Annotated in this window: 25 protein-coding genes; 15 read left to right on the top strand and 10 right to left on the bottom strand. The window is 71.1% G+C overall.

What is annotated here, in order from left to right; all coding sequences use genetic code 11:
- Positions 1–66: 66 nt before the first annotated feature.
- Together FHU30_RS36835 and FHU30_RS36830 are read right to left on the bottom strand one after the other, a co-directional pair.
- Positions 67–1,737, bottom strand: a complete 1,671-nt coding sequence (locus FHU30_RS36835; RefSeq protein ID WP_301324226.1) for an NAD-dependent malic enzyme — start codon at positions 1,735–1,737, stop codon at positions 67–69.
- A 148-nt stretch (positions 1,738–1,885) separates the two neighbouring features.
- A complete protein-coding gene (locus FHU30_RS36830; protein WP_253882186.1) occupies positions 1,886–2,728 on the bottom strand; it encodes a phosphotransferase enzyme family protein in 843 nt (280 codons plus the stop codon).
- Positions 2,729–2,783: 55 nt separating this feature from the next.
- Here FHU30_RS36830 and FHU30_RS36825 point away from each other — a divergent pair, with 55 nt between their 5' ends.
- Positions 2,784–3,095, top strand: coding sequence for a hypothetical protein (locus FHU30_RS36825; protein ID WP_253882185.1), 312 nt, complete (start codon positions 2,784–2,786; stop codon positions 3,093–3,095).
- A 104-nt stretch (positions 3,096–3,199) separates the two neighbouring features.
- On the opposite strand, the gene FHU30_RS36820 is transcribed toward FHU30_RS36825, so the two are convergent.
- Positions 3,200–4,297 (bottom strand): alkene reductase, encoded by a 1,098-nt coding sequence (locus FHU30_RS36820; RefSeq protein WP_253882184.1) that lies wholly within the window; start codon positions 4,295–4,297, stop codon positions 3,200–3,202.
- A 123-nt stretch (positions 4,298–4,420) separates the two neighbouring features.
- On the opposite strand from FHU30_RS36820, the gene FHU30_RS36815 reads away from it, so the two are divergent.
- On the top strand, positions 4,421–4,858 hold the full coding sequence (locus FHU30_RS36815; protein WP_253882183.1) for a MerR family transcriptional regulator: 438 nt from the start codon (positions 4,421–4,423) through the stop codon (positions 4,856–4,858).
- Positions 4,859–4,946: 88 nt separating this feature from the next.
- Here FHU30_RS36815 and FHU30_RS36810 read toward each other — a convergent pair whose 3' ends face one another.
- Both FHU30_RS36810 and FHU30_RS36805 read right to left on the bottom strand, forming a co-directional pair.
- On the bottom strand, positions 4,947–5,468 hold the full coding sequence (locus FHU30_RS36810; RefSeq protein WP_253882182.1) for a DUF1440 domain-containing protein: 522 nt from the start codon (positions 5,466–5,468) through the stop codon (positions 4,947–4,949).
- An 8-nt stretch (positions 5,469–5,476) separates the two neighbouring features.
- Complete coding sequence (locus FHU30_RS36805; RefSeq protein WP_253882181.1) at positions 5,477–6,388, bottom strand: Dyp-type peroxidase; 912 nt, start codon at positions 6,386–6,388, stop codon at positions 5,477–5,479.
- A gap of 270 nt (positions 6,389–6,658) precedes the next feature.
- Between FHU30_RS36805 and FHU30_RS36800 the strand changes: the two genes are divergently transcribed.
- From FHU30_RS36800 to FHU30_RS36785, 4 genes are all read left to right on the top strand, one after another.
- Entirely contained in the window at positions 6,659–6,925 is a 267-nt protein-coding gene (locus FHU30_RS36800) for a hypothetical protein (protein WP_253882180.1), read from the top strand.
- A 258-nt stretch (positions 6,926–7,183) separates the two neighbouring features.
- Positions 7,184–8,764 carry a Na+/H+ antiporter gene (locus FHU30_RS36795; protein ID WP_253882179.1) on the top strand — a complete coding sequence of 527 codons (1,581 nt, stop codon included), beginning with the start codon at positions 7,184–7,186 and terminating at the stop codon, positions 8,762–8,764.
- A 124-nt stretch (positions 8,765–8,888) separates the two neighbouring features.
- Entirely contained in the window at positions 8,889–11,222 is a 2,334-nt protein-coding gene (locus tag FHU30_RS36790) for an ATP-binding protein (RefSeq protein WP_253882178.1), read from the top strand.
- 81 nt (positions 11,223–11,303) lie between these two features.
- Entirely contained in the window at positions 11,304–12,161 is an 858-nt protein-coding gene (locus tag FHU30_RS36785; protein WP_253882177.1) for an aldo/keto reductase, read from the top strand.
- A gap of 121 nt (positions 12,162–12,282) precedes the next feature.
- Here FHU30_RS36785 and FHU30_RS36780 read toward each other — a convergent pair whose 3' ends face one another.
- Both FHU30_RS36780 and FHU30_RS36775 read right to left on the bottom strand, forming a co-directional pair.
- A complete protein-coding gene (locus FHU30_RS36780; protein WP_253882176.1) occupies positions 12,283–12,636 on the bottom strand; it encodes a hypothetical protein in 354 nt (117 codons plus the stop codon).
- Between the two features lie 470 nt (positions 12,637–13,106).
- Positions 13,107–13,490 carry a hypothetical protein gene (locus tag FHU30_RS36775; RefSeq protein ID WP_253882175.1) on the bottom strand — a complete coding sequence of 128 codons (384 nt, stop codon included), beginning with the start codon at positions 13,488–13,490 and terminating at the stop codon, positions 13,107–13,109.
- A gap of 123 nt (positions 13,491–13,613) precedes the next feature.
- Here FHU30_RS36775 and FHU30_RS36770 point away from each other — a divergent pair, with 123 nt between their 5' ends.
- Positions 13,614–14,090, top strand: a complete 477-nt coding sequence (locus FHU30_RS36770) for a MarR family winged helix-turn-helix transcriptional regulator (protein WP_253882174.1) — start codon at positions 13,614–13,616, stop codon at positions 14,088–14,090.
- 9 nt (positions 14,091–14,099) lie between these two features.
- On the opposite strand, the gene FHU30_RS36765 is transcribed toward FHU30_RS36770, so the two are convergent.
- Positions 14,100–18,056: a protein kinase domain-containing protein gene (locus tag FHU30_RS36765; protein ID WP_253882173.1), complete on the bottom strand. Its 3,957-nt coding sequence runs from the start codon at positions 18,054–18,056 to the stop codon at positions 14,100–14,102.
- 196 nt (positions 18,057–18,252) lie between these two features.
- A complete protein-coding gene (locus FHU30_RS36760; protein WP_253882172.1) occupies positions 18,253–18,870 on the bottom strand; it encodes a TetR/AcrR family transcriptional regulator in 618 nt (205 codons plus the stop codon).
- Positions 18,871–19,096: 226 nt separating this feature from the next.
- Here FHU30_RS36760 and FHU30_RS36755 point away from each other — a divergent pair, with 226 nt between their 5' ends.
- On the top strand, positions 19,097–19,501 hold the full coding sequence (locus tag FHU30_RS36755; protein ID WP_253882171.1) for a DoxX family membrane protein: 405 nt from the start codon (positions 19,097–19,099) through the stop codon (positions 19,499–19,501).
- 73 nt (positions 19,502–19,574) lie between these two features.
- The gene (locus tag FHU30_RS36750) at positions 19,575–20,027 is read left to right on the top strand and encodes a hypothetical protein (protein WP_253882170.1); all 453 of its coding nucleotides are present in this window, start codon (positions 19,575–19,577) and stop codon (positions 20,025–20,027) included.
- Positions 20,028–20,118: 91 nt separating this feature from the next.
- Here FHU30_RS36750 and FHU30_RS36745 read toward each other — a convergent pair whose 3' ends face one another.
- Positions 20,119–20,604 carry an Lrp/AsnC family transcriptional regulator gene (locus tag FHU30_RS36745; protein ID WP_253882169.1) on the bottom strand — a complete coding sequence of 162 codons (486 nt, stop codon included), beginning with the start codon at positions 20,602–20,604 and terminating at the stop codon, positions 20,119–20,121.
- Between the two features lie 131 nt (positions 20,605–20,735).
- Here FHU30_RS36745 and pdhA point away from each other — a divergent pair, with 131 nt between their 5' ends.
- From pdhA to FHU30_RS36715, 6 genes are all read left to right on the top strand, one after another.
- Positions 20,736–21,827, top strand: a complete 1,092-nt coding sequence (gene pdhA, locus FHU30_RS36740) for a pyruvate dehydrogenase (acetyl-transferring) E1 component subunit alpha (protein ID WP_253882168.1) — start codon at positions 20,736–20,738, stop codon at positions 21,825–21,827.
- 17 nt (positions 21,828–21,844) lie between these two features.
- Positions 21,845–22,810 (top strand): alpha-ketoacid dehydrogenase subunit beta, encoded by a 966-nt coding sequence (locus FHU30_RS36735; protein ID WP_253882446.1) that lies wholly within the window; start codon positions 21,845–21,847, stop codon positions 22,808–22,810.
- Positions 22,807–24,159: a dihydrolipoamide acetyltransferase family protein gene (locus FHU30_RS36730; protein WP_253882167.1), complete on the top strand. Its 1,353-nt coding sequence runs from the start codon at positions 22,807–22,809 to the stop codon at positions 24,157–24,159. The genes FHU30_RS36735 and FHU30_RS36730 overlap by 4 nt, the downstream gene beginning before the upstream one ends.
- A gap of 269 nt (positions 24,160–24,428) precedes the next feature.
- The gene (locus FHU30_RS36725; RefSeq protein ID WP_253882166.1) at positions 24,429–24,641 is read left to right on the top strand and encodes a MarR family winged helix-turn-helix transcriptional regulator; all 213 of its coding nucleotides are present in this window, start codon (positions 24,429–24,431) and stop codon (positions 24,639–24,641) included.
- Between the two features lie 150 nt (positions 24,642–24,791).
- Positions 24,792–25,058 (top strand): NmrA family NAD(P)-binding protein, encoded by a 267-nt coding sequence (locus FHU30_RS36720; RefSeq protein ID WP_253882165.1) that lies wholly within the window; start codon positions 24,792–24,794, stop codon positions 25,056–25,058.
- On the top strand, positions 25,055–25,699 hold the full coding sequence (locus tag FHU30_RS36715) for an NmrA family NAD(P)-binding protein (RefSeq protein WP_253882164.1): 645 nt from the start codon (positions 25,055–25,057) through the stop codon (positions 25,697–25,699). Before FHU30_RS36720 ends, FHU30_RS36715 begins: the two co-directional genes overlap by 4 nt.
- The last annotated feature ends 59 nt before the right edge of the window (positions 25,700–25,758 follow it).

Here is a 25,758-nt window from a genome sequence, read left to right as displayed (position 1 = left end):
CGGCTGATCTTGGGGATCAGCCGAGCGCCCTCGGGGTGTCCTTGCTCGCGCCGGACCGCCGTGCGGTCATGCCGTCGCTCCGTTGCCGTAGACGGGTTCCCACATGGCCTGCCGGACGGCTTGGCCGGGATCGGACGGCTTGCCGGTGGCGACGCCGTCGCTGACCGCCGCTTCGACCACGGATGCCGCGGTGATCGCCGAGGACTCGCGCAGATCGTCCACCGGCGGCAGCAGGGACGCGCCCCGCGCGCCGATGTCGACCTGGTCGGCGACCGCCCGGGCAGCGGCGGACAGCATCCGATCGGTCACCTTCGACGCGCCGGAGACGATCGTGCCCAGGCCCAGTCCGGGATACAGCAGTGCGTTGTTGGCCTGCGCGATCCGGTAGGTCACCCCGTCGTGCTCGACGGGCGGGACGGGGATGCCGGTGGCGACCAGGGCCTTCCCCTTCGTCCAGGCGATGATGTCGGCCGGCATGGCCTCGATCCGCGAGGTCGGGTTGGACAGGGGGAGGATGATCGGGCGTTCGGCGCCCCGGGCCATGGCCTCGACGACCTCGCGGGTGAACGCCCCGTGCACGGCTGAGGTGCCCACCAGGATCGTCGGCTTGACCTGCTTCACAGTTTCCAGAAGGGAGATCGCGCCGTCGTCCCGCGTCCAGTCGGCGACCTCCGCCGGATCGCGCGCGTAGGACTGCTGGAAGTCACGCAGGTCAGGCGTGTCGCGGGTGAGCAGGCCCGGCTTGTCGATCAACCAGACCTGGGACGTGGCCTGCTCGCGGCTGCCGCCGTCCCCGGCCATGGCATCGCGCAGCTGGTCGGCGATGCCGACTCCGGCGGTGCCCGCGCCGAAGACCACCACCTTCTGCTCCCGCATCGGCGCGCCGCTGACCTTGATGGCCGACAGGACCGCGGCCAGAACGATCGCACCGGTGCCCTGCATGTCGTCGTTGAAGATCCGGTAGCCGCCGTAGGTCTCCAGGATCCGCCGGGCGTTGCTGGGGCCGAAGTCCTCGAAATGCAGCAGCGCACGCGGGAACATCGCCGAGACCGTCCGCAGGTAGGTCTCGATGAACGCGTCGTAGTCGGCGCCCCGGACTCTGGGATGCCGGTTACCCAGGTACAGCGGATCCTTCAGCAGCTCCTCGCGGTCGGTTCCCACATCGAGGGACACCGGCAGGGTGCGGGCCGGGTCGATGCCGGCTGCCGCCGAGTAGACCGCCAGCTTGCCGACCGCGATCTGGATGCCGCCCACGCCCCAGTCGCCGATGCCCAGGATCTGCTCCGCGTCGCTGCACACGACCAGATCCACGTCCTCGGGCCCGAGGTGAACCGTGGCGAAGGCCTTCTCGACGTCCTCGGCCCGGTCGATGGACAGGAAGAGGCCGCGCGGGTTGCGGTACTCATGGGAGTACTTCTCGATCGCCTCGCCCACCGTGGGGTCGTACACCACCGGCAGCAACTCCCCGAGGTGATCGGTGAGCACCTTGTAGTACAGGGTCTCGTTGCGGTCGTGGAGCTGCTCCAGATACACGTTCTTGGCCAGGTCACTGCCTTGCGCCTGCAACTGCTGGTACGCGCGCTGCGCCTGCTGCTCCAGCGTCAGCACCGCGGACGGCAGGCGCCCGGTCAAACCCAGCTCGTCCCGGTCCGCCTGCGTGAACCCCACTCCCCGGTTGCGGAGTGGATCATTCAGGACGCGTGGAGTGGCCGGAGTCCGCCCGGCGTGCCTGGCCATCATCGCTCTCCCGAACCGTCCCACGTCCCATGGCCATCGACCTGCTGGGGCATTGAAACCGACGATGGCACGGACCACGTGATTGCGGCTCCCTCAAGAAGCCATATTCGGGTCAACTGCGCGCGCGTGCAGATCCCCGCAGGCCGGCTCAGACTGCGCGGACGTCGGCGAGTCGCTTGGCGCCGAACGGGTCGGTGCCGGTGGGGTCCCAGCAGACGGCCGCGTCCAAGGCGGCCTTCGCCTGCGCCGCGATGTCGTAGGCCTCGTCGTCCAGACCGGCGGCGTTGTGCGGCAGCGCCAGGTCCAGGTCGGGGACGTCGAGGTGCGCCTCGTCCCAGTCGATCAGCGTGACGCGATCGGCGGTCATGCGGATGTTGCCCGGATTGGGATCGCCGTGGACGACCGACATCCCGCGACCGTCAAGGCGCGCCCATGCTGCCCGGCAGCGCTCGACCCCCTCAGCGGGCATCGCGCCCAGATCGACCCGCGTCCCGGACTCGGCGTGCAGCAGGTCGGTCGAGGAGCGCCAGCCCGGCCGTTGCGGCCACCCGCGGGTCAGTTGGTGCAACTGGCGCAGAGTGTCGGCGACACGCCGCCAATCACCCGCAGACTCCGGCGGCCGCCCCTCCACGTAGGACATCACCACCAGCCCGTCGGCGAAGTACCGTCCCTCGGTGGTCGGCAGCGGCACCGGCACCGCCATCCCTTGCCGGTGCAGATGAAGCAACAGGCCGGTCTCCCACGCCAGATCAGCGTCGCTGCGCCGCCCGAGCCGACCGACCGCACGGCGCCCGTCGACCCGCACGCTCCACACCTGGTTGAGGCCGACCCCGCCCGCGAGCGGCTCCCCACGCACAACCCCCTCGCCCCACTGCCCAAGCGCCTCCCACCCCACCCCCACATCCTCACAGACCCACGAAAAGCCTTCAACGAGAATGCTCATCGCAGAAGCAACGGAAGCCGAGTACACAAGAAAGCTGAACCTCGACATGCAGAGGCAGGCGAGGCTCGTCATGTGCCGTTGCGGGCGGGTTTAGGGAGGGCGGGTGCCGGAGTTGCGGTGTGAGGCTGTGCGCTGGGTGGACGAGGCGGCGTGGCCTTACTTCATCGAGGTTCAGTTCGTCGATGCCGCGGGGCGGCGATGGTCCTTGATCGACAAGTGCGTGATCTTCGATCCGGGGCTGACCCCGGCTACGGACTTCCCGGTCGAGGTCACCGTGAGGTGTGAGATCCGCGGAGAGGTCGCGGCGGCCGCCGGTGATGCGGTCGTGGAAATCTCCACCTCCTCACCGGACGCAGTACAGACGCCAGACGGGCGAGATGTCTTCAGCGTGAGGCGCAGCCAACTCGTCCTGTGAGGACGAGTTCTCGCAACCCGGGGGCCTGAAAGTGGGAGGGGATGGCCGAACCGCCGGCTTGGGGTGTCTCTGGGGGGCTTTGCCGGCGGTGGCCTGGGAATCAGTCAGGGGTGTTGGTAGGTGGGGTAGGTCAGGTAGCCCTGGTTGCCGCCCTGGTAGTAGGTGGTCTCGTCGGCGGGGGTGAGGGGGGCGCCGATGCGTAGGCGTTCGACCAGGTCGGGGTTGGCGAGGAAGGCGCGGCCGAAGCTGATCAGGTCGGCGCCCAGGCCGAGCCAGCGGTCGGCGGTGGCGCGGTCGGTCTGGTCGGGGCCCATCGGCAGTACCGGGTTCATGATGAGCGTGCCCGGCCAGGCGCGGCGGAGCGCCAGCAGGGTCGGCTCGTCGGCGGTCGCCTCCACGTGGATGTAGGCCAGGCCGAGGTCGGCGAGCTCGCCCAGGAGCGCGGTGTACAGCTCGACCGGGTCGTCCTCGGCCACGCCCCAGAACGTCCCGTCGGGGGAGAGGCGGATTCCGGTCCGGGACGCGCCGATCGCCTCGACCGTGGCGGACGCGGCCTCGACCGCGAACCGGATCCGGCCCTGCACCGAGCCGCCGTACCGGTCGGTGCGCAGGTTGGCGTTGGACGACAGGAACTGCGAGATCAGGTAGCCGTTCGCGCCGTGCAGTTCCACTCCGTCGAAGCCCGCTTCGATCGCGCGGCGCGCGGCCTCGGCGTAGGACCGGGCGTGCTCGGGCACCTCGTCGGTCTCCAGTGCGCGGGGGACCGGCGTGGGCTGCGGACCGTTCGGGGTGAACACCTCGCCGACGGCGGGCACGGCCGACGGGCCGACCGGCTGCATTCCGGTGGTGTCGGCGTGCGAGACGCGTCCGCCGTGCATGAGTTGCGCGAAGATGCGTCCGCCGTTGGCGTGCACGGCGCCCGTCACCTGCCGCCAGGACGCCGCCTGCTCGTCGGTGTGCAGGCCGGGCGTGCCCGGGTTCGACTGCCCGACCAGGCTCGGCTGGACGCCCTCTGAGACGATCAGCCCGGCGGTGGCCCGCTGCGCGTAGTAGGCGGCCATCGAGGCGGTGGCCAGCCCGCCGGACGCGGCGCGCACCCGCGTCATCGGGGCCATCACCACCCGGTTCGGCAGCGTGAGCTCGCCGAGCCGGTAGCCGCTGTGCAAGGACACCTCTGGAGTGGACGGGGCAAGCGTGGTCATCGGGCGGTCCTTCCTCGGGAGTTGGGGGACCCGCCGTTCCGGGTCCGACGTCGGCTACGCTAAAACCTGACATTGACGTCAGAGGCAAGGTGTGTGGCGGAGGTCACGACCGGAAGGGGGCCCATGCGGATCGGTGAGCTGGCCGAGCGCGCCGGAGTGAGCGTCCGGTCGCTGCGCTACTACGAGGAGCAGGGCCTGCTGGCCAGCGTCCGCAGCGCCAGCGGCCAGCGCCACTACACCGAGGCGCAGGTGGCGCGGGTGCTGTTCATCCAGCGCCTGTACGCGGCGGGACTGTCCAGCCGCACGATCGTCGAGCTGCTGCCGTGCGTGGACGCGCCGAGCGAGGAGCACGCGTTGGACGCGCTGGACCGGATGGCGCAGGAACGCGCCCGGCTCGACGCGCACATCACCGAGCTGGCCCAGACCCGCGATGCGCTCGACGAGGTGATGGCCGGCGCCCGCAAGGCCCTCGCCGTCCTGCGCGAGCAGCCGAACCCGGCCGTCGAGCCGTCCAACCGCGAGCCGTCGCGCGAGGCCACGCCCGCCGCGAACGCGCATTGAGATGTTCTGCGGCCAGGCGCTCTTGGTGAAGAGCCATCCGCGGCCCTTGCGGGTGCAACGGCGGTGGTAAGCGAGGCGCCGCAGCGGCCTAGGGCCTGAAGCGATGGCGGGTGGGTGTCAGGAGAGCGAAGACGGTGGCGGCCGTCAGGCCGTAGACCAGGTGAGCGGTGAGGTCCTTGGCCAGCGTCGTCCGGTCGTAGTCCTCGATCGGCTTGTACAGGCCGGTCGGCGGCAGGACGAGGTAGCCGGTCATCCACACGGTCGCCCCGAAAGGCAGGCCGAAGGCGATGCGCGGACGCGGGGTCGACCCGGCGACCAGGCCGTAGGGGACGCCGCCGACCGTCCCGTACGTCCAGTGGGTGAGGTTGCCGACGGGCCGGGCCAGCCGGTCGGGCAGGGGCCGCTGCAACAGGCCCTCCACCACCCGCCGTCCGATCTGCGCCGGGACCGGGGCGTTCCTCCAGTCGTGCACCGACGCGGACGACTCGAAGGGGACGAATCCCTGCTCGCCGCCGCCGCGCCGGTAGCGCAGGTACAGCAGCACGTCCATCGCCAGCGTCCCCGCGGCTCCCGCGAGCAGTCCGCGGACGGCGGCGCCCAGCGGCGTCATCCTCCCCATCAGTGCGGCGGGTCGGGTAGGGCGCCGAGGAAGTCGGCGCTGGGCACGTAGAAAAGGCCGCCGGTGACTGCGGTGGAGAAGTCGAGGATGCGGTCGTGGTTGCCGGGCGGTTCGCCGACGAACATGCGGTGCAGCATCCGTTCGGGCACGGCCGGGTCGGCGGCGTAGCCGATGTAGTAGGTGCCGAACTCGCCGCGTCCGACCGCGCCGAAGGGCATGTTGTCGCGGACGATGTCGTGCTCGACGCCGTGGGAGTCGACGACGGTGTTCACCGCCACGTGCGAGTCGGGCTTCTTGTCGTCCAGTTCGATGTCGTCGAGCTTGGTGCGGCCCATCGCCGCTTCCTGCGCCTCCACCGACAGGGCGTTCCAGCCGTCCAGGTCGTGCAGGTACTTCTGGACGATCACGTAGCCGGCGCCGTCGGCGTCCAGCGCCGAGGACACGGCCGCCTGCCCTGTCGGGTTGGCGGTGCCGTCGACGAAGCCGAGCAGGTCGCGCTGCTCGAAGGAGCGGAAGCCGTCGACCTCGTCCACCACCCGGCAGTGCGGACCCAGCCGCTTGACGACCTGGGTGGCCAACTGGAAGCACAGGTCGGCGCGTTCGGCGCGCAGATGGAACAGCAGGTCGCCGGGGGTGGCGGGGGCGTGGTGCACTCCGCCGTGCACCTCCCGGAACGGGTGCAGATGGGCGGGAGGCTTGGTGGCGAACAACCGCGGCCACACCTCGGCGCCGATCCCCACCACGCAGGTCAACCCCCCGCCGGGGACGCGGAATCCGACCGCCTTGCACAGATCGCCGACCCCGGCGAGGACGTCGCGGGCGGCCTTCTCGCCGCCCGAGCCCACGGTGACGGTGAGGAAGCGCGCCGCGCTGCTGAGTCCGCTCAAGACCGCCTGTGGCGTTCCAGTCATGCCGGAAATCTTCCCCAGCGCCTCGGCGGCGAGGGGCGAGCGCAGGTAAAGACCTGGACAGGACGATCCCACCCGATTTTCTGCCGAGTAACAGGGGCGGTCGCGCGGCGCGCGGGCGGCCAGGGTTAGGGCCCGGAAGCTGCGGGGACACCTGCCGTGGGGCTGGGACACGACCGGCACGGATGCCGCGGTCGGCACACAAATCGAAGGCACAGACGAGCCTGGTATCAGGGACGGGCCGCAAGCACCACAGGGACGGGGGCTCTACCGATGGCGCATCACCACAAGCAGAACCAGCAGGTCGAAGGCGATCCCGACACCGGGCACAGCGACGGTCTTCCGCTGCGTCCCGACGAGGAGCGGCTGCAGGAACGCACGCAGGTCGACCGCGCCCAGGCGGGACTGCCGATCGAGCACGACGAGTCGGACGCCGAGGTCCGGGCCGAGGCCGATGAGGCGGCCGAGGCGACCCGGGCGGCCGAGGACGACGCGCGCGACCGCGGAGACGACTTCCCGCCGACGCGCTACGACGGCTGACGCGAGACCGCGGCGGTGGCCGGACCGTCGTCCCTCGACTTCAGGTCCGAGCCGCCGCCCCACCCCCACCTGAGCCAGCCTGGACCGACCAAGCCGTTCGTCCACAAGCCCAATCCCTCAAGCGCGGCCCGCCTAGACCCCTGAGAGCCGCGCCCGGCCCCCCCGTCCACGCCCTCACCGACACCCCAGCTCGCGGATCCGAGCGCTCGCACGGTGTGGCTCCGGCGTCGTGAACCGCCTGGTCAGGACAATGCTCAGGTGGACCAGTTGGTGTTGGTGTTCCTGATGGCCTTGGCCGCGATCCTGGCCGAGCCGCTAGGCCGCCGGATCGGCGTGGCCTCGCCGGTGCTGATGACGTTGTTCGGGCTCGTGCTCGCGCTGGACCCGGACATCCCCGACATCCACCTCAAACCTGAACTGATCCTGCCGCTGGTGCTGCCGCCGCTGCTGCACGCCGCGGCGCGGCGGACCTCCTGGCGGCAGTTCGCCTCGAACTGGGCGCAGATCACCCGGCGGGCCTTCCTGCTGGTGATCGTGACCGCGGTGGCGGTCGCGTGGGCGTTCCACTCCTGGTATCCGGCCCTTCCGCTGGCGGCGGCGGTCGCGCTCGGCGCGATGGTCGCCCCGCCCGATCCGGTCGCCGCGATCGCGCTCGCCTCGCGGCTGGGCCTGCCCCGCAGGCTGACCTCGGTGCTGGAAGGCGAGGGCCTGTTCAACGACGTCACCGCCGTGGTCATCTACGCCGGCGCGGTGGAGACGGTGCTGGCCGGCGCGTTCTCCGCCAAGCAGACGCTGATGGAGCTGGCGACCGCGGCCCTGGTCGCGATCGGCGTCGGCCTGGCGCTCGGCTGGGGGACCGCGTGGCTGATGAGACACCTGCGGGACACGTCCGGCAAGGTCGCGCTCAGCCTGCTCGTCCCGTTCGGCGCCTACAGCCTGGCCGACGCCTGGCGCGGATCGGGCGTGCTGGCCGTCCTGGTGTGCTCGCTGTACCTGAGCGAGGCGGCCACCTCCTACGGGGACCGCGCCTTCCGAGTGGTCAGCGACGCGTTCTGGGAGATCATCGAGATGCTCGTCAGCGGGTTCGCGTTCGGGCTGATCGGCCTGGAGCTGGCCACGGTGCTGCACGAGGTCGGGTCGCGCTGGCCGCGGATGCTCGGCAGCGCCGCCGTGGTGATCGCGGTGGTGGTCGGGGTCCGGCTGGTATGGCTGCTGGGCACCTGGTGGCTGTTCGCCCGGCGCCGCACCGAGCCCGACGGCCCGCAGAACTGGCGCGAGACGATCGTGACGTGGTGGGCGGGCATGCGCGGCGTCGCGACCGTCGCGCTGGCGCTGGCGCTGCCGTTCACCCTGGACGACGGCGCGCCGTTCCCCGGACGCGCCGAGATCCTGTTCATCGCCTTCGCCGTGGTGCTGTTCACCCTGCTCGTCCAGGGGCCGACGCTGCCGCTGGTGGTGCGGTGGACGTGCGTCCACGCCAACACCCAGCGCGAACGCGACCTGGAGTTGCAGCTGTGGCACCTGGTCCGCCAGGTGGAGCTGGAACGCGCCGAGGTGCTCGCCTTCCAGGAGAACCTGTCCACCGACACCTACGAGCAGCTGCGCGACCTGGTCCAGCGGCGGCTGGCGCGGGCCTACCCCCACGTCCACGAGGACGACCCGGACGGCGACGACGGCAAGCAGGCCGAGCGGAGCAGGCTCCTGCGCCGCCTCATGACCGACATCGTCTCCACCGGCCAGCAAGAGCTGCTGGCCATGCGCAGTTCACCCACCATGCCGCCCGACCTCGTCGACCGCGTCCTGCACCACCTCGACGTCTACGGCGGCCCACCCCGCTGACACCTGCCCTCGCTGGCCCCCGCGCGGGCCCCCAACGGCCGCACAATTGCGCAGGTCCCCAACGGCCGCACAATTAGGCGTGACCCGGCCGACAACCGGCCCCCGCAGTGGGAACCTGATGTCCATGACGCAGAGCAGCGGCGCTGTGACCCAATGGGGATGGGCCCGAAGCAGCACGCGACACGAACCGACCGCCTTCATCGGACGCGCCGCCGAACTGGCCGCGGTCGCCGAAGCGGTGCAGCACGCGCGCATCCTCACCTTGACCGGCCCCGGTGGCGTGGGCAAGACGCGCATCGCCGTCCGCGCGGCGCATCAGCTGGCGACCGCTTTCCCCGACGGCGTCAGCATCACCGAACTGAGCGGGCTGGGCGACGGGGAACTGCTCCCTAACACCGTGGCCTCGGCCGTGGGGCTCCCCGAGGTCGCCGCCCTGCCGCCGATGGACCAGCTGATCGAGCACTTCGCCGACCGCAGGGCGCTGCTGCTGCTGGACACCTGCGAGCACCTGGTCGACGCCGTGGCCATGTTCGCCGACATCCTGCTGCACAACTCGGCCCGCCTGGTGCTGCTGCTCACCAGCCGCCAGCCGGTCGCGCTGCCGGGCGAGGTCGTCCTGGCCGTCCCGCCGATGCCCATGCCCGAGCCGGACGCGCAGGACGACGCGAACGACACCGTCGCGCTGTTCCTCGCCCGCGCCAAGGCGGCCCGGCCGTCCTTCCGCCTGGACGAGGACAACCGCGCGCAGGTCAACGCGCTGTGCCGCCGCCTGGACGGCATGCCGCTGGCGATCGAGCTGGCCGCCGTCCGGCTCCGCACGATGCCGCTGGAGGAGATCCTGCAGCGCATCGACAACCGCTTCCAGGTCCTGACCGGCGTCCGGTCGGCGCAGGCGCGGCACCAGACGCTGCGCGCCACCATCGAGTGGAGCCACGAGCTGTGCACCCCGCCCGAGCGGGAGCTGTGGGCGAGGCTGTCGGTCTTCGCCGGCGGCTTCACCCTGGCCGCCGTCGAGCAGGTCTGCTCCGGCGAGGGACTGGACGCCCCGGACGTGGTCGACCTCCTGATGTCGCTGGTGGACAAGTCGGTCGTCCAGCGCCTGGAGGGCGGGGCCGAGCAGCGCTACCGGATGCTCGACACCATCCGCGAGTACGGTGCGGAGCGGCTCCGGGCGAGCGGACGCGCCGACGCCTGCGCGCGGCGCCACCTGGAGTACTTCGTGCGGCTGGCCGACCGCGCGGGCCAGGAGTGGTTCGGCGACGACCAGATCGAATGGGGCCGGCGGCTCGCGGCCGACCTGGACAACTTCCGGATGGCGATGGGGTTCGCCATCGCCCATCCCCGCGACGACGAGGCGCTATTGCTGGTCAACGGTCTGTGGGGGCTGTGGCTGAGCACCAGCCGGCTCACCGAGGGACGCCGCTGGATCGCCAAGGCCGTGGACGCCGACCCCCGGTCGACCCTCGAACGCGGCAAGGCCCTGTTCCTCGACGCCTACTACGCCCTCCTGCAGTCCGACCCGGCCGCCGCCGAGGCACTCCGCCGATGCCGCGCCGCCGCCGAGGGCCTGGGCGACGACTTCCTGCTCGCCCGCACCGCCGGCCTGGAGTGCCGCGCGATGGTCATGTGGGGTGAGGACCCGGACCTGACCGTCCGGTCCTACCAGCGCGCCCGCGAGCAGATGACCGCGACCCAGGACGTGTTCTTCCTGGCCGCCGGCTACACCCAGACCGCGGCCCTGTTCACCGGACAGGACGAACCCGACCGAGCCCTGGAGGAGGTGGAGCAGGGCCTGCGGCTGCTGTCCCACATCCCCCACGAACGCTGGCTGCGCACCTACCTGCAAAGCATGCAGGTGGCATCCCTGTGGGCCCTCGGCGAAGGGCAACGCGCCCGCGAGCTGGGCCAGAGCGTCCTGCCGTCCATCGTCGAGCAGGGGCACACCATGGGCATCGCCGCCATGGTGGAGTTCCTGGCCTGGGTCGCCCAGGGCGAGGACGAGCCGGAACTCGCCGCGACCCTCCTCGGCGGAGCCGCCCCCCTCTGGCACAAGGTCGGCACCATCACCTGGAACGAGCCAGGCATGACCCGCCTGCACCGCGACGTCGAGAACGGCCTCATGCGAACCCTGGGAGCCGAACTGTTCACCCAGAACTACACCCGGGGAACGCACCTGCCCCTCCAGCAGCTGATCGACCTGGCCGGCGGAACCACCCACACCCGTCCGGCCGAACCCCTCGCCCGCGACGACGACCCCGGCCCCCTCGCCCCCCTCACCCCCCGCGAACGCCAGGTCGCCCACCTCATCGCCGACGGCCTGTCCAACCGCCAGATCGCCGAACGCCTGGTCATCTCCAAACGCACGGCCGACGCCCACGTCGAACACATCTTCACCAAACTCGGCTTCAACGCCCGCAGCCAGGTAGCCACCCTGATAGGCACCCTGAAACCCCAATGACCCCGCACCCCCCGGCCGGATCCAGGGAAGAGGTCACCGCGCGTGGAGTGGCACGCGACCGAGAGGGGGAAGTAACAATGAGTGACCATCCTGAACGAGACCTACACCCTGTCCAACGGCGTCCAGATCCCCAGGCTCGGCCTCGGCACCTGGCTCATCGACGACGGAAAGGCCGCTAAGGCCGTCCGCGACGCAGTCGAGATCGGCTACCGCAACATCGACACCGCGCAGGCCTACGGCAACGAGCGCGGCGTCGGCGAAGGCGTGCGCACCGCGGGGATACCCCGCGACGAGCTGTTCGTGTCCACGAAGCTGGCCGCCGAGATCAAGGACCACGACCGGGCGGCCGCCGCGATCGACGGGTCGCTGGACGACCTCGGGCTCGACTACATCGACCTGATGCTGATCCACAGCCCGCAACCGTGGGACGACTTCCGCGGCGGCGACTACACCGAAGGCAACCAGCAGGCCTGGGCCGCGCTGGAGGAGGCGCACAAGGCAGGCAAGATCCGCTCGATCGGCGTCTCGAACTTCCTGGAAGAGGACCTGGACGGCATCCTGCAGGACGCGGCCGTCACCCCGCACGTCAACCAGCTGCTGGTGCACGCCGGCAACACGCCCACCGACCTCCTGGCGTACTGCGAGGACAGGCAGATCCTCGTCGAGGCCTACTCACCCATCGCGCACGGCGAAATCCTGGAGAACACCCAGCTGGCGGAAATGGCGGACAAGTACGGCGTCACCGTCCCTCAGCTGTGCATCCGCTACACGCTGCAGCTGGGCACCGTGTCCCTGCCCAAGACCGCCAACCCCGAGCACATGCGCTCCAACGCCGAGGTCGACTTCGAGATCTCCGAACCGGACATGGCAACCCTGCAGAACCTGCACGCCCAGAACTACGGCGACTCCAGCGCCTTCCCCGTCTACAGCGGCAAGTGACCACTACACCCAAAGAGGCCCCGCCCAGTCATCGCCGGTCGGGGCCTCTTGCCGCTGTTGAGCAGCCTGACCGCTCAGTTCGTCGAGGTCGCTCGCGCTGGCGGGGCTGCGGGAGTGGGCTTTAGCAATATACGTGGGCGCGGACGACGATGTTGGTGTTGTCCAGCGTCCTCTGTGACCACGGCGCGGTGTAGTCCCAGGTGCCGTCCTTGTAGTACACGGTGAAGCCGTTGCCATTGGCGATGGCATAGCTGTAGTGGTCGTAGACCGCGTTGTCGCCGCACTGTTCCATATTCCACCAGGGGTCGTCGGTGTTGGCCGCCAGGCGAATGCAGGCACGGCCGTACTCGCAGCCGAAAGACCAGGCCATGGGGCGTGCCGGTGAGGCTGAGGCCTCGGAGGGGGCGGCGAGCAGACCGGCTGTGGAGGCGAGCATCGTGGCGCAGGCGAGAGTTTTTCCGAGGCGGCTGAGCATGGTTGCGAATTCCCTCTCGTTGGGAGGACGGCACGGGGGAGCGCGGCATTTGCCGCATTGCCGTGTTTTCGTCCGAGACATTACACCATCGCTGCGACGGAACGCGGAACGATAAAGCGACATCGAGAAACAAAAGGGATTAATTGGTCAACACCAATGGTTTCTAGAAGGGGCGCTGACCTGCCCAAACCGTTCGGGAAGAGGTTTTTGGGATCGGAGTGCCTCCCCTGGTCGCGGACGGGGCGGTGACGGCCTCCGTGTGGCGCCTGCGGGGTTGAGCGGCGTGCTCGTCCGTGGTCGAGCGAAGGGCAAGCCGATCGAGGATCCTGAGCGGCTTGATGAGCGTCGCGCTGCGGTTGGGCTTGGTTTGCAGGCCGACTATGACCGGACGATGCGTGAGGTGGACCGCTGACCGGGGTGTGCGGTGGCGTGGGGCGGGTTTTCCCGGGTGGGGCTGTTGGCGCTCTGGGTCAGGGGGTGGTGGGGGGCTTGCGGGTTTTGTGGTGGGTGATGATCGCTAGGGGGACGATCGCCAGGTCCAGGGCGACGTGCCAGATGCTGAACGGGTTGCTGTGCAGGAAGGCGAAGCGGAGGATGCCCAGCGTCCCGCCGATCACCGGGAGCACGACGGACGCGGGGATCGTCCACCGCCAGTTGCGCAGCAGGCCGGTGCCGAGGACGGCGTAGATGACGCCGAATGCCGCCGCGCCGAGGACGTTGCCTTCGGTGCCGTAGACCGGAACCTGGAGGACATGGGTGACCGCGGACAGTAGCAGCAGGCACGCGGCGGCCTGTCGGGTGCGGACGGCCGCGGCCGGACGCCGCGAGGTCGCCGTGTCATCCATGACGTTCATGTCGCCACCATGCATCCGTGGGGAGGGCCGCTCGGGGTGGTGCGATGACGCGACCGCCCTCGGGTCGGTAACTTGGTACGTAGTCCTGACTAATTTCCGAAATGGTACGGTGACCTGACTAACATGTCAACGAGGAGCTCCGGCGAGGGGCTGGAGGCGCTGGCCGTCAGCGCGGTGGGCCCGGACTCGCGGATCGGCGCGCTCGCGCGCAGGCTCGCCGCGCTGGTCACCCATCGCGTGCAGGAGGGCCTGGCGGACGAGGGCATCACCGACGTGCGGCCGACCCACCTGCGGGTCTTCGCCGCGATCGAGCAGGGCCCGGTGCGGATCACCCAGATCGCCGAGCGGCTGGGCAGCACCAAGCAGACGGTCGGTCCGCTGGTCGACGAGCTGGTCAGGCTCGGTTACCTCTCCCGCCTGCCCGATCCGCAGGACGCCCGGGCCAAGATCGTCGACTTCACGCCGTCCGGGCTGGCCGCCGCGACCACGGCCCAGCGATGCGCCGACGCCCTCGACCGGGACCTCACCGCGCAGATCGGCCTCCAGCGCGCCGAGCACTGCCGCTCCGCACTCTGGGAGCTCATCACCAGCCTGGAATGACAGTTCGTCTCAGGCGCGGTCGGGGTTGAGGGTCTGCTCGACGTCCCGCCAGGAGAAGCGGTAGGCGTTGCCTTGGCGCTGGGCGGGGAGCAATCCGTCCTTGGCCATCTGCCGGATCTTGCGCGGGGACATCCCGAGCCGGTCGGCGAGTTCGGAAGTGGACAGCACCTCGTCGGTGACCGAGCCGTTCAGTGGACGGGCGTCGAGCCGCGTCGGCGGATGCGGGATCGGGTCGGCCAGCACCATCCTGGACGGCTCGTCGGCAAAGGAATTCCGCCGGTCGGCGTCCAGGCGCGTGGTGCCGGGGTCACCGGCCTCGGGTGTGCCGGTCAGCGCCCGCGCCAGGTCGCCGGGGCTCTGGTACCGCTCGGCCGGGTCGCGGTGCAGCGCCTTGGCGAGGACGGTGCGCAGCGGTGGCGAGACGGTGAGGGCCGAGACGTCCATGGTGCGTTCGACGATCCGCGACAGGACGGTCAGCGGCGCCTCGGACGCGAGCGGATGGGCGCCCAGCAGGCAGGTGAGCAGCACCATGCCGAGCGCGAAGACGTCCGCCCGGATGTCCACGACGCGCTCGCCGTCGATCTGCTCGGGCGCCATGTACAGCGGTGTCCCGATGATGACGCCGGTCTGGGTCAGCTGGTTCTGGTTCAGCGCCGCCACGGCCTTGGCGATCCCGAGGTCGATGATGACCGGGCCCCGTCCCGGGATCAGGATGATGTTGCCGGGCTTGACGTCCAGCCGGGCCAGGCCCTGCTCGGACAGGTACTGCAGGGTGCCCGCGAGGGTCACGCCGATGCGGACGACCTCGTGCGCCGGCATCCCGCGCGGCCCGGGGAACGGCCCGGACGGCGGCGCGTCCGCCAGGGCCTCGGCGAGGGACGGGCCGTCCAGGTACTCCATCACGATCGAGACGGCCGCGCCTTCGGTGACGATGTCGTGGACCGCCACCACGTTCGGGTGGCGCAGCCCGCGCGTGATCTCCGCCTCGCGCCGGAACCGCTCCCGGGCCTGCCGGTCGTCGGCCACCGACGACCGCAGCTGCTTGACCGCGACCGTCCGCCGCAGCAAGGTGTCGTAGCCCTCGTACACCGTGCTCATGCCGCCCTCGCCGATCAGCCGGCGCAGCTCGTACCGGTCGTCCAACGTCCGCAGGCCGTGCCCGGCGCCGACCGGCGGCGGGGCGGGACGGCCGAACAGCCCGGTCACATCGGCGGCGCCGGCCGCCTCCGGCACGACGGTCGCGCCGGACCGCATCTGCGGCGACAGGGTGACGTTGAGCTCGGCGCGCTCGTCCGGGGTCGCGTTGGCGACCACGCGCAGGTGGCGGCGGGCCGCGTCGGTCAGCCGGTAGGACGTGAGCTTGGCCTCGGCCACATCGGCCAGGAAGGTGGCGGACGCGCTGACCTTGCGCACGACGGTGAGCAGCCCCGCTTCCATGAGGTGCTCCAGCAGCAGTTCCACCGCGGCGGGACGGATCCGCAGCTCGGCGTCGAAGTCGCCGTCCGCCTCCGCCTTCTGGATGTCGGCGGCGGTGAAGGGGAGGCCCTCGCTGCGCAGCACCCAGTCGGTGACGTAGTGCGCGCCGAGCCGCCAGCGGTCCTGGTCGATCTCGGACGGGAACACCCGGTCCGCCGAGGCGTCGAAGAATCCCTGCAGCGTGCGTTCCAGATCGGCGTAGAACGAGACGCGTTCCCAGTCCTCGGGCGAGAAGCGCAGGTACGGCCGCCCGTCCTGCCAGGACACGAACGCGTGCGTCTCCTGCAGCAGCTTGCGCAGCACGCCCCGCGACTTGTAGGTCAGGTACAGCGACAGCCGCCGCAGCGGCTCGTGCAGGGGGGCGTCGTCACCGCCGACGATCAGCCCGTTCACCAGCGTCCGCGCCGCCGGCCAGCTGCACGGGACGTACAGCCGCCAGGCGAAGACGCTCTCGTACACGCCGTTGCCGCGGCCGATGTCCAGCAGCACCCGGTCCTGCAGGTCGGGCCCGGCGACCACCACGTAATAGGCGCCCGGCATCGAGATGACGTTCTTCATCCCCGCCAGCAGCCGCTCCAGCGCCGCCATGCCTTTCTTCGCGGCGGTGAGCTTGTCCACCTCGTCCAGCACGACCACCAGGCTCAGCGGCGGCTCGGCGCGCCGGCGCAGCGGGACGAACCGGCGGCGCGCGCCGGGCCGCGCCGCCGACAGCATCCGCACGATGCGCATCATGTCGTGCTCGACGTCGGTCTCGGAGTAGGCGAGGAAGGCCGCCTCGGTCGCCAGCGAGCGGGTGCGCTTGGCCGACATGCCCACCTTCGGCAGGCTGAGCCCGGCCGCGCCGAGGGCTTTCAACCCGGCCGCCGACAGCCCGACCTCGGCGCTCGCCCCGTGCTCGGTGGCGTTGGACCGGGTCTCCTTGAACGACAGCGAGGTGCGCATGTAGGTCAGCAGCAGCGACTGCCGGGTCGCCTCGGGCAGCCGGTCGAACTCGCCGGTCTCGTTCAGGGCCTCGAACACCCGCCGGACGATCGCGAACAGCAGGTGCGCGGTGGACATCGGACGCGCGACGCTGAGCACCACCGGCAGCACGCGCCGTCCTTCGGGCGGATGGTCGGCCAGCGCGGCGAGCGCCCGCTGGACCATCGTGGTCTTGCCGACGCCGCGGAACCCGGTGATGAGGAACGTCCCGCCGCGCGAGTAGGTGATGCGTTCGCGCAGCGCCTCTGTCAGCTGGGTGTGGCCCAGGTCGGGAAGGCCGGGACGCGACTCCCACAGCGGCTCGTGCACGTAGCGGAAGTCCTCGTGCAACGGGACGACGGGCGGTTCTCCAGGACCCGCATAGGAGGTGGATCCCCACTCAGGCGAGAACCAGTCACCGAGGAACGGATCGCTGGGCCGGGCGGGCTCTGCGCGTCGGCGGCGCACCAGCCGCCACAACGCCCTCATCACCCATCGCAGGGCCCAGCCGGTGACCGCGACGCAGGACAGGAGCGCGAGGAGGAGCGGCGCTGCGACGAGGAAGGCCGCTACCAGGACGAGGGCGACCGGCGCCAGGAGGATCAGGCCCGCGATGAACGCTGCGACGAGCGACCAATCGCCCGCCGCGCGGCGCAGCGCGCGCAGCCGGGCGCGCCGGTCGCCCCGTGCTGACGCGAGGACGTCGGCGAACTGTTCGGCCGGTCGCCGCTCGTCCCTCAGCGGCGCGTTCATCGCGGTGGACGTCTGCTCCCAGATGCGGCGCGAGGGGAAATCGGTCGAGTCGAGCGTCCCCAGCCACCGGTTCGCCAGCTGCCAGGCCATGCCGAGGTTGCCGCGCACCAGCTCCGGCGTCGCCCTGAACCAGCCCCCATCGGCGCGCGTGACCTGCCCGGCGCGGACGGACGCACCGGAGGGGGGCCACTCGTCGACTGTGGGGGACGCGCTGGCCGAGGGGGGCTCGGCGGCTGTGGCGGACGCGTCGGCCGTGGGCCACCCGTCGGCCGTGGGCCACGTGACGGCCGTGGGGGACGCGTTGGGCGACACCGCCGTGGCCAGCCCCAGGTCGCGCAGCACCGGCAGGTCGTCCCCGGGACGCCGGACGAACTGACCGTCCTCCAGCGCGAGCAGCCCGAACCCGGCACGGTGGACGGCGGCGACGGCGCGCACCGCCGCTTCGGCCCGCCGCAGCACCTCCACCGCGTCGCCCTCGCCGTCCGTCCGCGGCCACTCTGCCGGGACGACCTGCTCGGTGACGCGGTAGGGACGTCCGCTGCGGGTGATGCCGGTATCGAGCACCTTCACCACGCGCGACGACCGGCACAGCCGCAGGACGTCGGTCTCGTCGTTGAACGCGCGCGTCGCGGCCCACACATGGCGGCGCGCCAGCAGCGTGATCGTGACCGGCGCGCCGCCGGCCGCCTCGTCGCGCGCCAGCCACGCATCGGCCAGCGCGGACGTCTCCGACCGCCGCTCCAGCCGGTACCGATCCCCGATCAGACGCCCGGACATTCCCCCATGATGCGCCCGGACACCCGCGTCAGCGGCGCTTCGTGACGCACCCGAGGCCATTGCCGCCCGGCCAGCCCCATCGGCCAAGGTCAGGCGGCATGGCCTGGATCGGTCTCAGCCCCCGCCCGGCCGGTTCACCGCACGCTCAGCCCGGCCGGGTCATCGCACGCCCAACCCGGCCGGGTCATCGCAACGCTCAGCTCGGGCGGGTCATTGCAGGATCAGCTTGGGAGGGGGGCGGGGACCAGGAGCCCGCTTCGGCGATCACCGCCGCGGCGATCCCGGCGGACCGGGCGGCGATCTGCTGCGAGGTCAGCGGCCGGTCGTGGGTCAGCCACCAGGAGATGCCCGCGGCGAACATCGCGCTCAGCATGCTGGGCGCGAAGTCCGGGGCCCGCCGGTCCGCGGGCGGCGGGAAATGCGGCGTGACCATGTCGGCCAGCGCGTTCCGCATCCGGTCGGCGAACCAGACGCTGCCCCGGTTCCCCAGCAGCGCGCGGTACATCGTGTCGTAGGCGGCGAGGTGGTCGAAGAACGCGACCAGGCGCTCGATCGGCGGCCGCTCGTCCAGGCCGGCCATCGTGCCCCGGAGCCCGGCCATCGCCTCATCGAAGATCTGCTCGACCAGCTGGTACTTGTCCCGGTAGTTCCGGTAGAACGCCGCGCGGCTCACCATGGCCCGGTCCACGATCTGGTTGACCGTGATGCGGTCGAAGTCCTGCTGCTCCGCCATCAACGCGACCAGGGCATCGCGCAGCAGAATCCGCGTCCGGCGGACGCGCAGGTTCTCCGCCTTGCCCGTCTCCCGAGACACTTTCTCCCTTTCTGTACCGGGTGGGACGGCGGCCGCGAGTTGAACCTTCCGCCGCCCGCCACGCCTTCGCCACCATCGAGTCGAGGGGCTCGTCCGGGACAAGTTGTCCCACCGCCGAGCCCGATGTCAACAGCCGCAGCGCAAGCCCGGAAGCCGCCCGGAAGCAGGACGGGAACCCGCGGCCATACCCGTGCCGGTAACCCCCGAGACAGAAAGGCGCGAAGCCATGACCGGAAAGCATGCACACGGCCGATCCAGCCGCACGAACGTGATAGTGGCGACGGCCGCCTGCCTGCTCGGCGTGTTCTTCCTCGCGTCCGGGCTGCGCAAGCTCTACGGCTGGGAATGGGCGCTGGAAACCTACCGCGCTCACCATCCCCTTTGGGTCTATTACACGTCCGCTGTGGTGGAAGTCGTGACCGGCATCGGCCTCCTGTTCGGCCGCGCCCGTTTCTGGGCGTCCACAGGACAGCTAGCGCTCATCTTCTGGGTCACCTTCTGGCCCGTGCGCGCGCTCGACCCGCAAACCGCCGTCCCTTTCGCGGTCACGTCCCTCCTGCTCTTCTGCATCGCCGCCATGACCCTGCCGCGCCCAGAGCAACGCACCGGTACCCGCCCCACCCTCGAATAGTCGCAGCCGCGCCCTCCGCCGAGGCTTCAACAATCACGCAATCCCACGAGGGCAATCATTCAGAGGAGAACCCATGAGAAACAAGGTGAAAATCGCCGTCCTCGCAGCGGCGACAGCCGGAAGCACGCTCGCCATCGTTCCAGCGGCCCAGGCGTCGACGCCCGATGCTCCGCGAGGAGCCACCACGGCGCAGGCCGGTCCGCACGTTGAGACGCCGGCCGAAATGCTGGCGAGGTGCATCATCGTTCACCGCCCCTACGGAAAATATGAGGGCGGAAAATGGAGGCTGTACGGCGCCGTCACCCAGACCTGCCACGGCTCGCCCGCCGGAAGATGGCAGTTCTCTCTCCAGAAGAAGCACTGGTACGGCTGGACGGCCATCGGTCCAACCCGCACGCTTCGCAGTAGCCAGGTAGGGACGTTCACGGTCCGCGCCACCTGCGAAAGCATGAAGTTGAACAGCTTCCGCGTCTGGCAGCACGCGTCGACCACCACCGTGAGCTCCACCCTGCGCGTTCACTGCTAGCGCCCGGACCCCGATGCACATTCAGGACCCCGGATGGCCGTGCTCGCGGCCGTCCGGGGTCCTGCGTCTTTGTGCGGGCCTGCGGCACGCCTTATAGGAGGTCTTCTTGGAGGGGGTGGCGTTCTTGCTGGCGGGAGGTCGGGGTGGGTTCTTCGAAGATGAGGAGGGTGCGGGTGCTGACCACGCCGTCCATGCCCTGGATCTCGTCCAGGACGAGGCGGCGCAGGTGGGCGTTGTCGCGGGCGCGGACCAGGAGGATGACGTCGAACTCGCCGCCGACGAGCGCGATGTGGGCCACGGCGGGGAGCTCCTGGAGCTTGGCGGCGATCTGGCGCCAGGCGGGCTGGCGGATGCTCATGGTCACGTACGCCGAGGTGCCGAGGCCGCTGAGCTCGGGGTCGATCTCGGCGCGGAAGCCGCGGATGACGCCGGTCCGCTGCAGCCGGGTGACGCGCGCGTAGGCGTTGGCGCGGGAGATGTGCAGGCGTTCGGCCAGCGCCCGGATCGACATCCGGCCGTCGTCGGTCAGCGCTTCGAGGATCTTGTGATCGGTGTCGTCGAGGGCGTGGTCGGCCACCTGTCTCATCCTCACTGGAGATCACGGCGCTGTTCTGGACGTTTGGCAAGATTTGTCCGGGTCGTTGCGGACACTTTCTCGTACTTTCCCCGAAGGCGGAACCTGGATGGCCGCCCGAGCATGCTGAGCGCATGACGAGCGACCCGGACTCCCTGCTGCCGTCGGACGAGCCGATCCGGCTCATCGACCACCAAGGACGGCCGACCGGACGGGCGGGCACCGACCTGCCCGACCAGGACGCCCTGCTGAAGGCCTACGGCGCGCTGGTCACCGCGCGCCGCCTCAACGACCAGGCCAACGCGCTGGTCCGGCAGGGCCGGCTCGCCGTGTACCCCTCGTCCCATGGCCAGGAGGCCTGCCAGATCGCCGCGGCGCACGTGCTCGGTGACGGCGACTGGCTGTTCCCCACCTACCGCGACACCGCCGCCGCGGTGGCGCGGGGCGTCGATCCGGTCGAGGTGCTGGTCCTGCTGAAGGGCGACTGGCACTCCGGCTACGACCCCTACCAGGCCCGGGTCGCCCCGCAGGCCACCCCGCTCGCCACCCAGCTGCTGCACGCCGTCGGTGTCGCGCACGCCGCGCGCCTGCGCGGGGAGCCGACCGTCGTGATGGCCCTGTGCGGGGACGGCGCGACCAGCGAGGGCGACTTCCACGAGGCGCTGAACTTCGCCGGAGTGTTCCGGGCGCCGGTGGTGTTCTTCGTGCAGAACAACCAGTACGCCATCTCCGTCCCGCTGGCCCGGCAGACCGCGGCCCCGTCGATCGCCCACAAGGCGGTCGGCTACGGCATGCCCGGCGAGCGCGTCGACGGCAACGACGTCGCCGCGCTGCTCACGGTGCTGGGCGAGGCGGTCGCCCGGGCCCGTTCGGGCGAGGGGCCGCAGCTGGTCGAGGCGCACACCTACCGGGTGCAGCCGCACACCAACGCCGACGACGCGTCCCGCTACCGCGGCGAGGACGAGGTCGCCGCCTGGATCGAACGCGACCCGATCACCCGGCTGGAGACCTACCTGCGCGGCGAGGGGCTGCTGACCGACGAGCGCGCCGCCGCCTGCGCCGCGGACGCCGAGGAGGTCGCCGCCCACGTCCGGGACGGCCTCAACCAGGACCTGGTCCCGCGCCCGGACGACCTGTTCGACTTCGTCTACGCCGCCAGGACCCCGCAGCTGGACGAGCAGGCCGCCCGGCTCGCCGACGAGATCGCCCGCGAGGGGGAGAAGTGACCCTGGAGAAGCTGACCATGGCGCAGGCGCTCAACCGCGCCCTGCGCGACGCGCTCGCCGACGACCCGTCCGTCCTGGTCTTCGGCGAGGACGTCGGCGCGCTCGGCGGCGTCTTCCGCATCACCGACGGCCTCACCGCCGAGTTCGGCACCGACCGCTGCTTCGACACGCCGCTCGCCGAGTCCGGCATCATGGGCCTGGCCGTCGGGCTGGCGATGAACGGCATGCGCCCGGTGGTGGAGATGCAGTTCGACGCCTTCGCCTACCCGGCGTTCGAGCAGATCGTCAGCCACGTCGCCAAGTTCCGGAACCGGACCCGCGGACGCGTCGGACTCCCCATCGTGATCCGCGTCCCCTACGCCGGCGGGATCGGCGGCGTCGAGCACCACTGCGACTCCTCGGAGTCCTACTACGCCCACACGCCCGGCCTGCACGTCCTCGCGCCCGCGAACGCCGCCGACGCCTACGGCCTGCTCCGCGAGGCGATCGCCTCACCCGACCCCGTCGTCTTCCTGGAACCGAAGAAGCTGTACTGGTCCAAGGAGAACGTCGACCTCACCCGGAGCGTCCCCGGCATCGGGACGGCCGCGGTGGTGCGCGAGGGCACCGACGCCACGCTGATCGCCTACGGGCCGTCCGTGCCGACCGCGCTGGAGGCGGCCGAGGTCGCGGCGGGGGAGGGCCGCAGCCTGCAGGTCGTGGACGTCCGCTCGATCGTGCCGTTCGACGACGCGACGGTCTGCGCCGCCGTCCGCGGCACCGGACGCGCCGTCGTGGTCGCCGAGGCCGCGGGGTTCGCCTCGGTCGCGTCCGAGATCGCCGCGCGGGTGACCGAGCGCTGCTTCCACTACATGGCCGCGCCCGTCCGCCGCGTCACCGGATTCGACATCCCCTATCCGCCGCCGAAGTTCGAGCACTTCCACCTCCCGAGCGTCGACCGCATCCTCGACGCCGTCGACGACCTGCAGTGGGAGGACGCGTGACCGCGCCCACGACCCGACTCCAGGTGTTCAACCTCCCCGACCTCGGCGAGGGCCTGACCGACGCGGAGATCGTCCGGTGGCTCGTCGGTGTCGGCGACACGGTCGCCGTGGACCAGCCGGTCGCCGAGGTCGAGACCGCCAAGGCGGTCGTCGAGGTCCCCACCCCGTACGCGGGCCGGGTCGCCACCCTGCACGCCGGGAACGGCCAGGTGGTCGAGGTCGGCACGCCGCTCATCACCGTCGAGCCGCTCACCGACCCCGCCGCCGAGACCTACCGCGAGGAAGAACGCGCCGGATCCGGCAACGTCCTCATCGGCTACGGCACCCCCGAAGGCCCGACCCGAGGCCGTCGCCGCCGCCCCCGCATTCCTGCCGCCCAGGCTCCGACGCCCACCGCACCGCCATCCCCCGCGCAGGCGACCGCGCCCAAACCCGCCGCGTCCGGCTCCGCCGCCGGGAGGACGACCGTTCACCGAGTCGTCTCCCCGCTGGTGCGCCGCCTCGCCCGCGACAGCGGCCTCCAGCTCGCCGACATCACCCCCACGGGCCCGGACGGCCTGATCACGCGCGGCGACGTCCTGCGCGCCGCCGCAGCTGCCGTCGACACCCCGACAACGCTCTCCGCACCGGCGACGCCTGCCGCGCCGTCCGCCGGAACGGGCGAGCGCCGGACGCCGCTCAACGGCTTCCGCAAGGCCGTCGCCGCGTCGCTGTCGCGCAGCAGGCGCGAGGTCCCCGAGGCGACGGTGTGGGTCGACGTGGACGCGACCGCGCTGTGGGAGCTGCGCGAGAGCCAGCGCACCCCCACCGACCCCGGACCCGGCCTGCTCGCCTACCTCGCCCGGTTCGTCGTCGCCGGACTGCGCCGCTACCCGGTGCTGAACGCCCGCCTCGACACCGAACGCGACGAGATCGTCGAGTACGACCACATCCACCTCGGGCTCGCCGTCCAGGGCCAGCGCGGCCTGGTCGTCCCCGCGGTGCTCAACGCCCACACCCTGACCACCGACGAGCTGGACGTCGCCATCCGCGACGTCACCGGCCGCGCCCGGGAGGGCCGCTCCACCGCCGAGGAACTCGCCGCAGGCACCTTCACCCTCAACAACTACGGCGGCTTCGGCGTGGACGGCAGCGCCGCGATCATCAACCACCCGCAGGTCGCGATCCTCGGTTTCGGCCGCATGATCGACCGCCCCTGGGTGGTGGACGGCGAGATCGTCCCCCGCAAGATCACGCAGATGTCGTTCGTCTTCGACCACCGCATCTGCGACGGCGGCACCGCCGCCGGCTTCATGCGCACCGTCGCCGACGCCATCGAGACCCCCTCGTCCCTCCTACGCCGAATCTGACCACCCCCAACGCCGCCGCGCGGTGGCCGCCCCACCCAACGGCCACCGCCCCGCGGCCACCCACCCGACCCACATCGGAACGGCGCCACCGCCAGACCACGCGCCCCCGGAGCCCTCGGGCACCGGGGGCGGCAAGTTTCCCCATCGGGCTGCAGCGGACACGGCACACGGGTCACGTTCCAGGCGAACGGCTGCCTCCATCCAGCGGACGGCTCAGGCGTACCGGCGCGCCCACGCCGCCGACCGCCTACCGGCCTGCACGACGGGAGGTGCGCGGGTTCATCGAGCGGCAGCCCGATCCGGCCGATGCCCGGGCGCAGCTGGTGCGCGTCACCCGCGAGGGCAAGCTCGCCATCCGCGAGCTGTGGAAGGCCCGGACCACGGCTGTCGCCGCCCTCATGGAGGGCTGGGAGCCCGCTGACATCGAGCATCTGGCGGACGGTCTCACCGCCTTCGCTGAGGCGATCAAGAAAGGCGGATGACCGCAGGTCGCTGGGCCGTGCGTAGGCGACCGGACGGATCGGGCGCCGTGCGTGCCGTTGTGCTGCGCAGATTCCGCCCGCCTTCCGGGCGCCCCCCAAGAGCCGTTGCCGGCCTGGGATGTGTTTCCGAACGATAAGGAGCCAGTGAACGTGTCCACTTCTCCCAAGGTCTTCGTGGCCGGTGCCACGGGACTTCTCGGACGTCAGATCATCAGCGCCCTTCTCGACCGGGGTGCGCCCGTCCGGGCCCTGGTGCGGCCCACGGCCGACGCGGACAAGAAGGCCGCGCTCACGGCGTTGCGGCCGCGCGGCCTGGAGGTGGTCGAAGGCGACCTCAGCGACCCGGCCGAGGTGCTGGCCGAGGCCGTCGGCGACGCGGCCACGTCATCTCGGCCGTGCAAGGCGGCCCCGAGGTGATCGTGGACGGTCAGGCCGCCCTGGCGCGTGCGGCCGCGAAGGCCGGTGCGCGCCGGTTCGTCCCGTCCGATTTCGCCGTCGATGTGACCAAGCTGGAGGACGGCGACAACTTCATGATCGACTGGCGTCGCCGGGCCGCCGCCGAGTACGCCGACGCTGGTCTTGAGGTGGTCTCGGTGCTCAACGGCGCGTTCTATGAGGTGATGGTCGGTTTCATGGGGCTGATCGACTGGGAGCGCGGCGTCCTGGAGCACTGGGGCGACCCTGACCAGCCGCTCGACCTGACCTCGGTCGCCGACACCGCCGCCTTTACCGCCGCCGTCGCGCTGGACCCGACCGCCACGGGCACGCAGCGCTTCGCCGGTGAGGTGCTGTCGACGCGGCAGTTCCACCAGGCCGTCCAGGACGGTTCGGGCCGCACTCTGGAACTGCGGCACCTCGGCACCGCCGACGAGCTGCGCGCCGAGATCGCCCGCCGGGCTTCCCGGACCCAGAACCCGTTCGACTACGTCGCGCTGCAGTACCAGTGGTGCATGGTGACCGGAAAGGGGAAGTTCGACGTCCTCGACAACGGCAGGTACCCGGAGATCACGCCGATGTCGGTGACCGATTTCGTCCGCGCCGCCGCACCCGCGGCCTGACGCCCGACTCGTCCGAGCCGGGCGGACTCCGGTGTGAACGATGACCGGACGCTGGGCCG

The organism is Actinomadura rupiterrae (genome assembly GCF_024172125.1).
GTDB lineage: Bacteria > Actinomycetota > Actinomycetes > Streptosporangiales > Streptosporangiaceae > Spirillospora > Spirillospora rupiterrae.
Note: the sequence above shows the minus strand (reverse complement) of the source record. Positions and strands in the feature narration are given on the sequence as shown.

Bases quoted from the DNA above. Each gene is read 5' to 3' on its own strand.
- FHU30_RS36835 (WP_301324226.1), bottom strand. From the start codon at position 1,737: ATGGCCAGGCACGCCGGGCGGACTCCGGCCACTCCACGCGTCCTGAAT.
- FHU30_RS36830 (WP_253882186.1), bottom strand. From the start codon at position 2,728: ATGTCGAGGTTCAGCTTTCTTGTGTACTCGGCTTCCGTTGCTTCTGCG.
- FHU30_RS36820 (WP_253882184.1), bottom strand. From the start codon at position 4,297: ATGACCACGCTTGCCCCGTCCACTCCAGAGGTGTCCTTGCACAGCGGC.
- FHU30_RS36815 (WP_253882183.1), top strand. From the start codon at position 4,421: ATGCGGATCGGTGAGCTGGCCGAGCGCGCCGGAGTGAGCGTCCGGTCG.
- FHU30_RS36810 (WP_253882182.1), bottom strand. From the start codon at position 5,468: ATGACGCCGCTGGGCGCCGCCGTCCGCGGACTGCTCGCGGGAGCCGCG.
- FHU30_RS36805 (WP_253882181.1), bottom strand. From the start codon at position 6,388: ATGACTGGAACGCCACAGGCGGTCTTGAGCGGACTCAGCAGCGCGGCG.
- FHU30_RS36800 (WP_253882180.1), top strand. From the start codon at position 6,659: ATGGCGCATCACCACAAGCAGAACCAGCAGGTCGAAGGCGATCCCGAC.
- FHU30_RS36790 (WP_253882178.1), top strand. From the start codon at position 8,889: ATGACGCAGAGCAGCGGCGCTGTGACCCAATGGGGATGGGCCCGAAGC.
- FHU30_RS36780 (WP_253882176.1), bottom strand. From the start codon at position 12,636: ATGCTCAGCCGCCTCGGAAAAACTCTCGCCTGCGCCACGATGCTCGCC.
- FHU30_RS36775 (WP_253882175.1), bottom strand. From the start codon at position 13,490: ATGAACGTCATGGATGACACGGCGACCTCGCGGCGTCCGGCCGCGGCC.
- FHU30_RS36770 (WP_253882174.1), top strand. From the start codon at position 13,614: ATGTCAACGAGGAGCTCCGGCGAGGGGCTGGAGGCGCTGGCCGTCAGC.
- FHU30_RS36765 (WP_253882173.1), bottom strand. From the start codon at position 18,056: ATGTCCGGGCGTCTGATCGGGGATCGGTACCGGCTGGAGCGGCGGTCG.
- FHU30_RS36755 (WP_253882171.1), top strand. From the start codon at position 19,097: ATGACCGGAAAGCATGCACACGGCCGATCCAGCCGCACGAACGTGATA.
- FHU30_RS36750 (WP_253882170.1), top strand. From the start codon at position 19,575: ATGAGAAACAAGGTGAAAATCGCCGTCCTCGCAGCGGCGACAGCCGGA.
- pdhA (WP_253882168.1), top strand. From the start codon at position 20,736: ATGACGAGCGACCCGGACTCCCTGCTGCCGTCGGACGAGCCGATCCGG.
- FHU30_RS36735 (WP_253882446.1), top strand. From the start codon at position 21,845: ATGGCGCAGGCGCTCAACCGCGCCCTGCGCGACGCGCTCGCCGACGAC.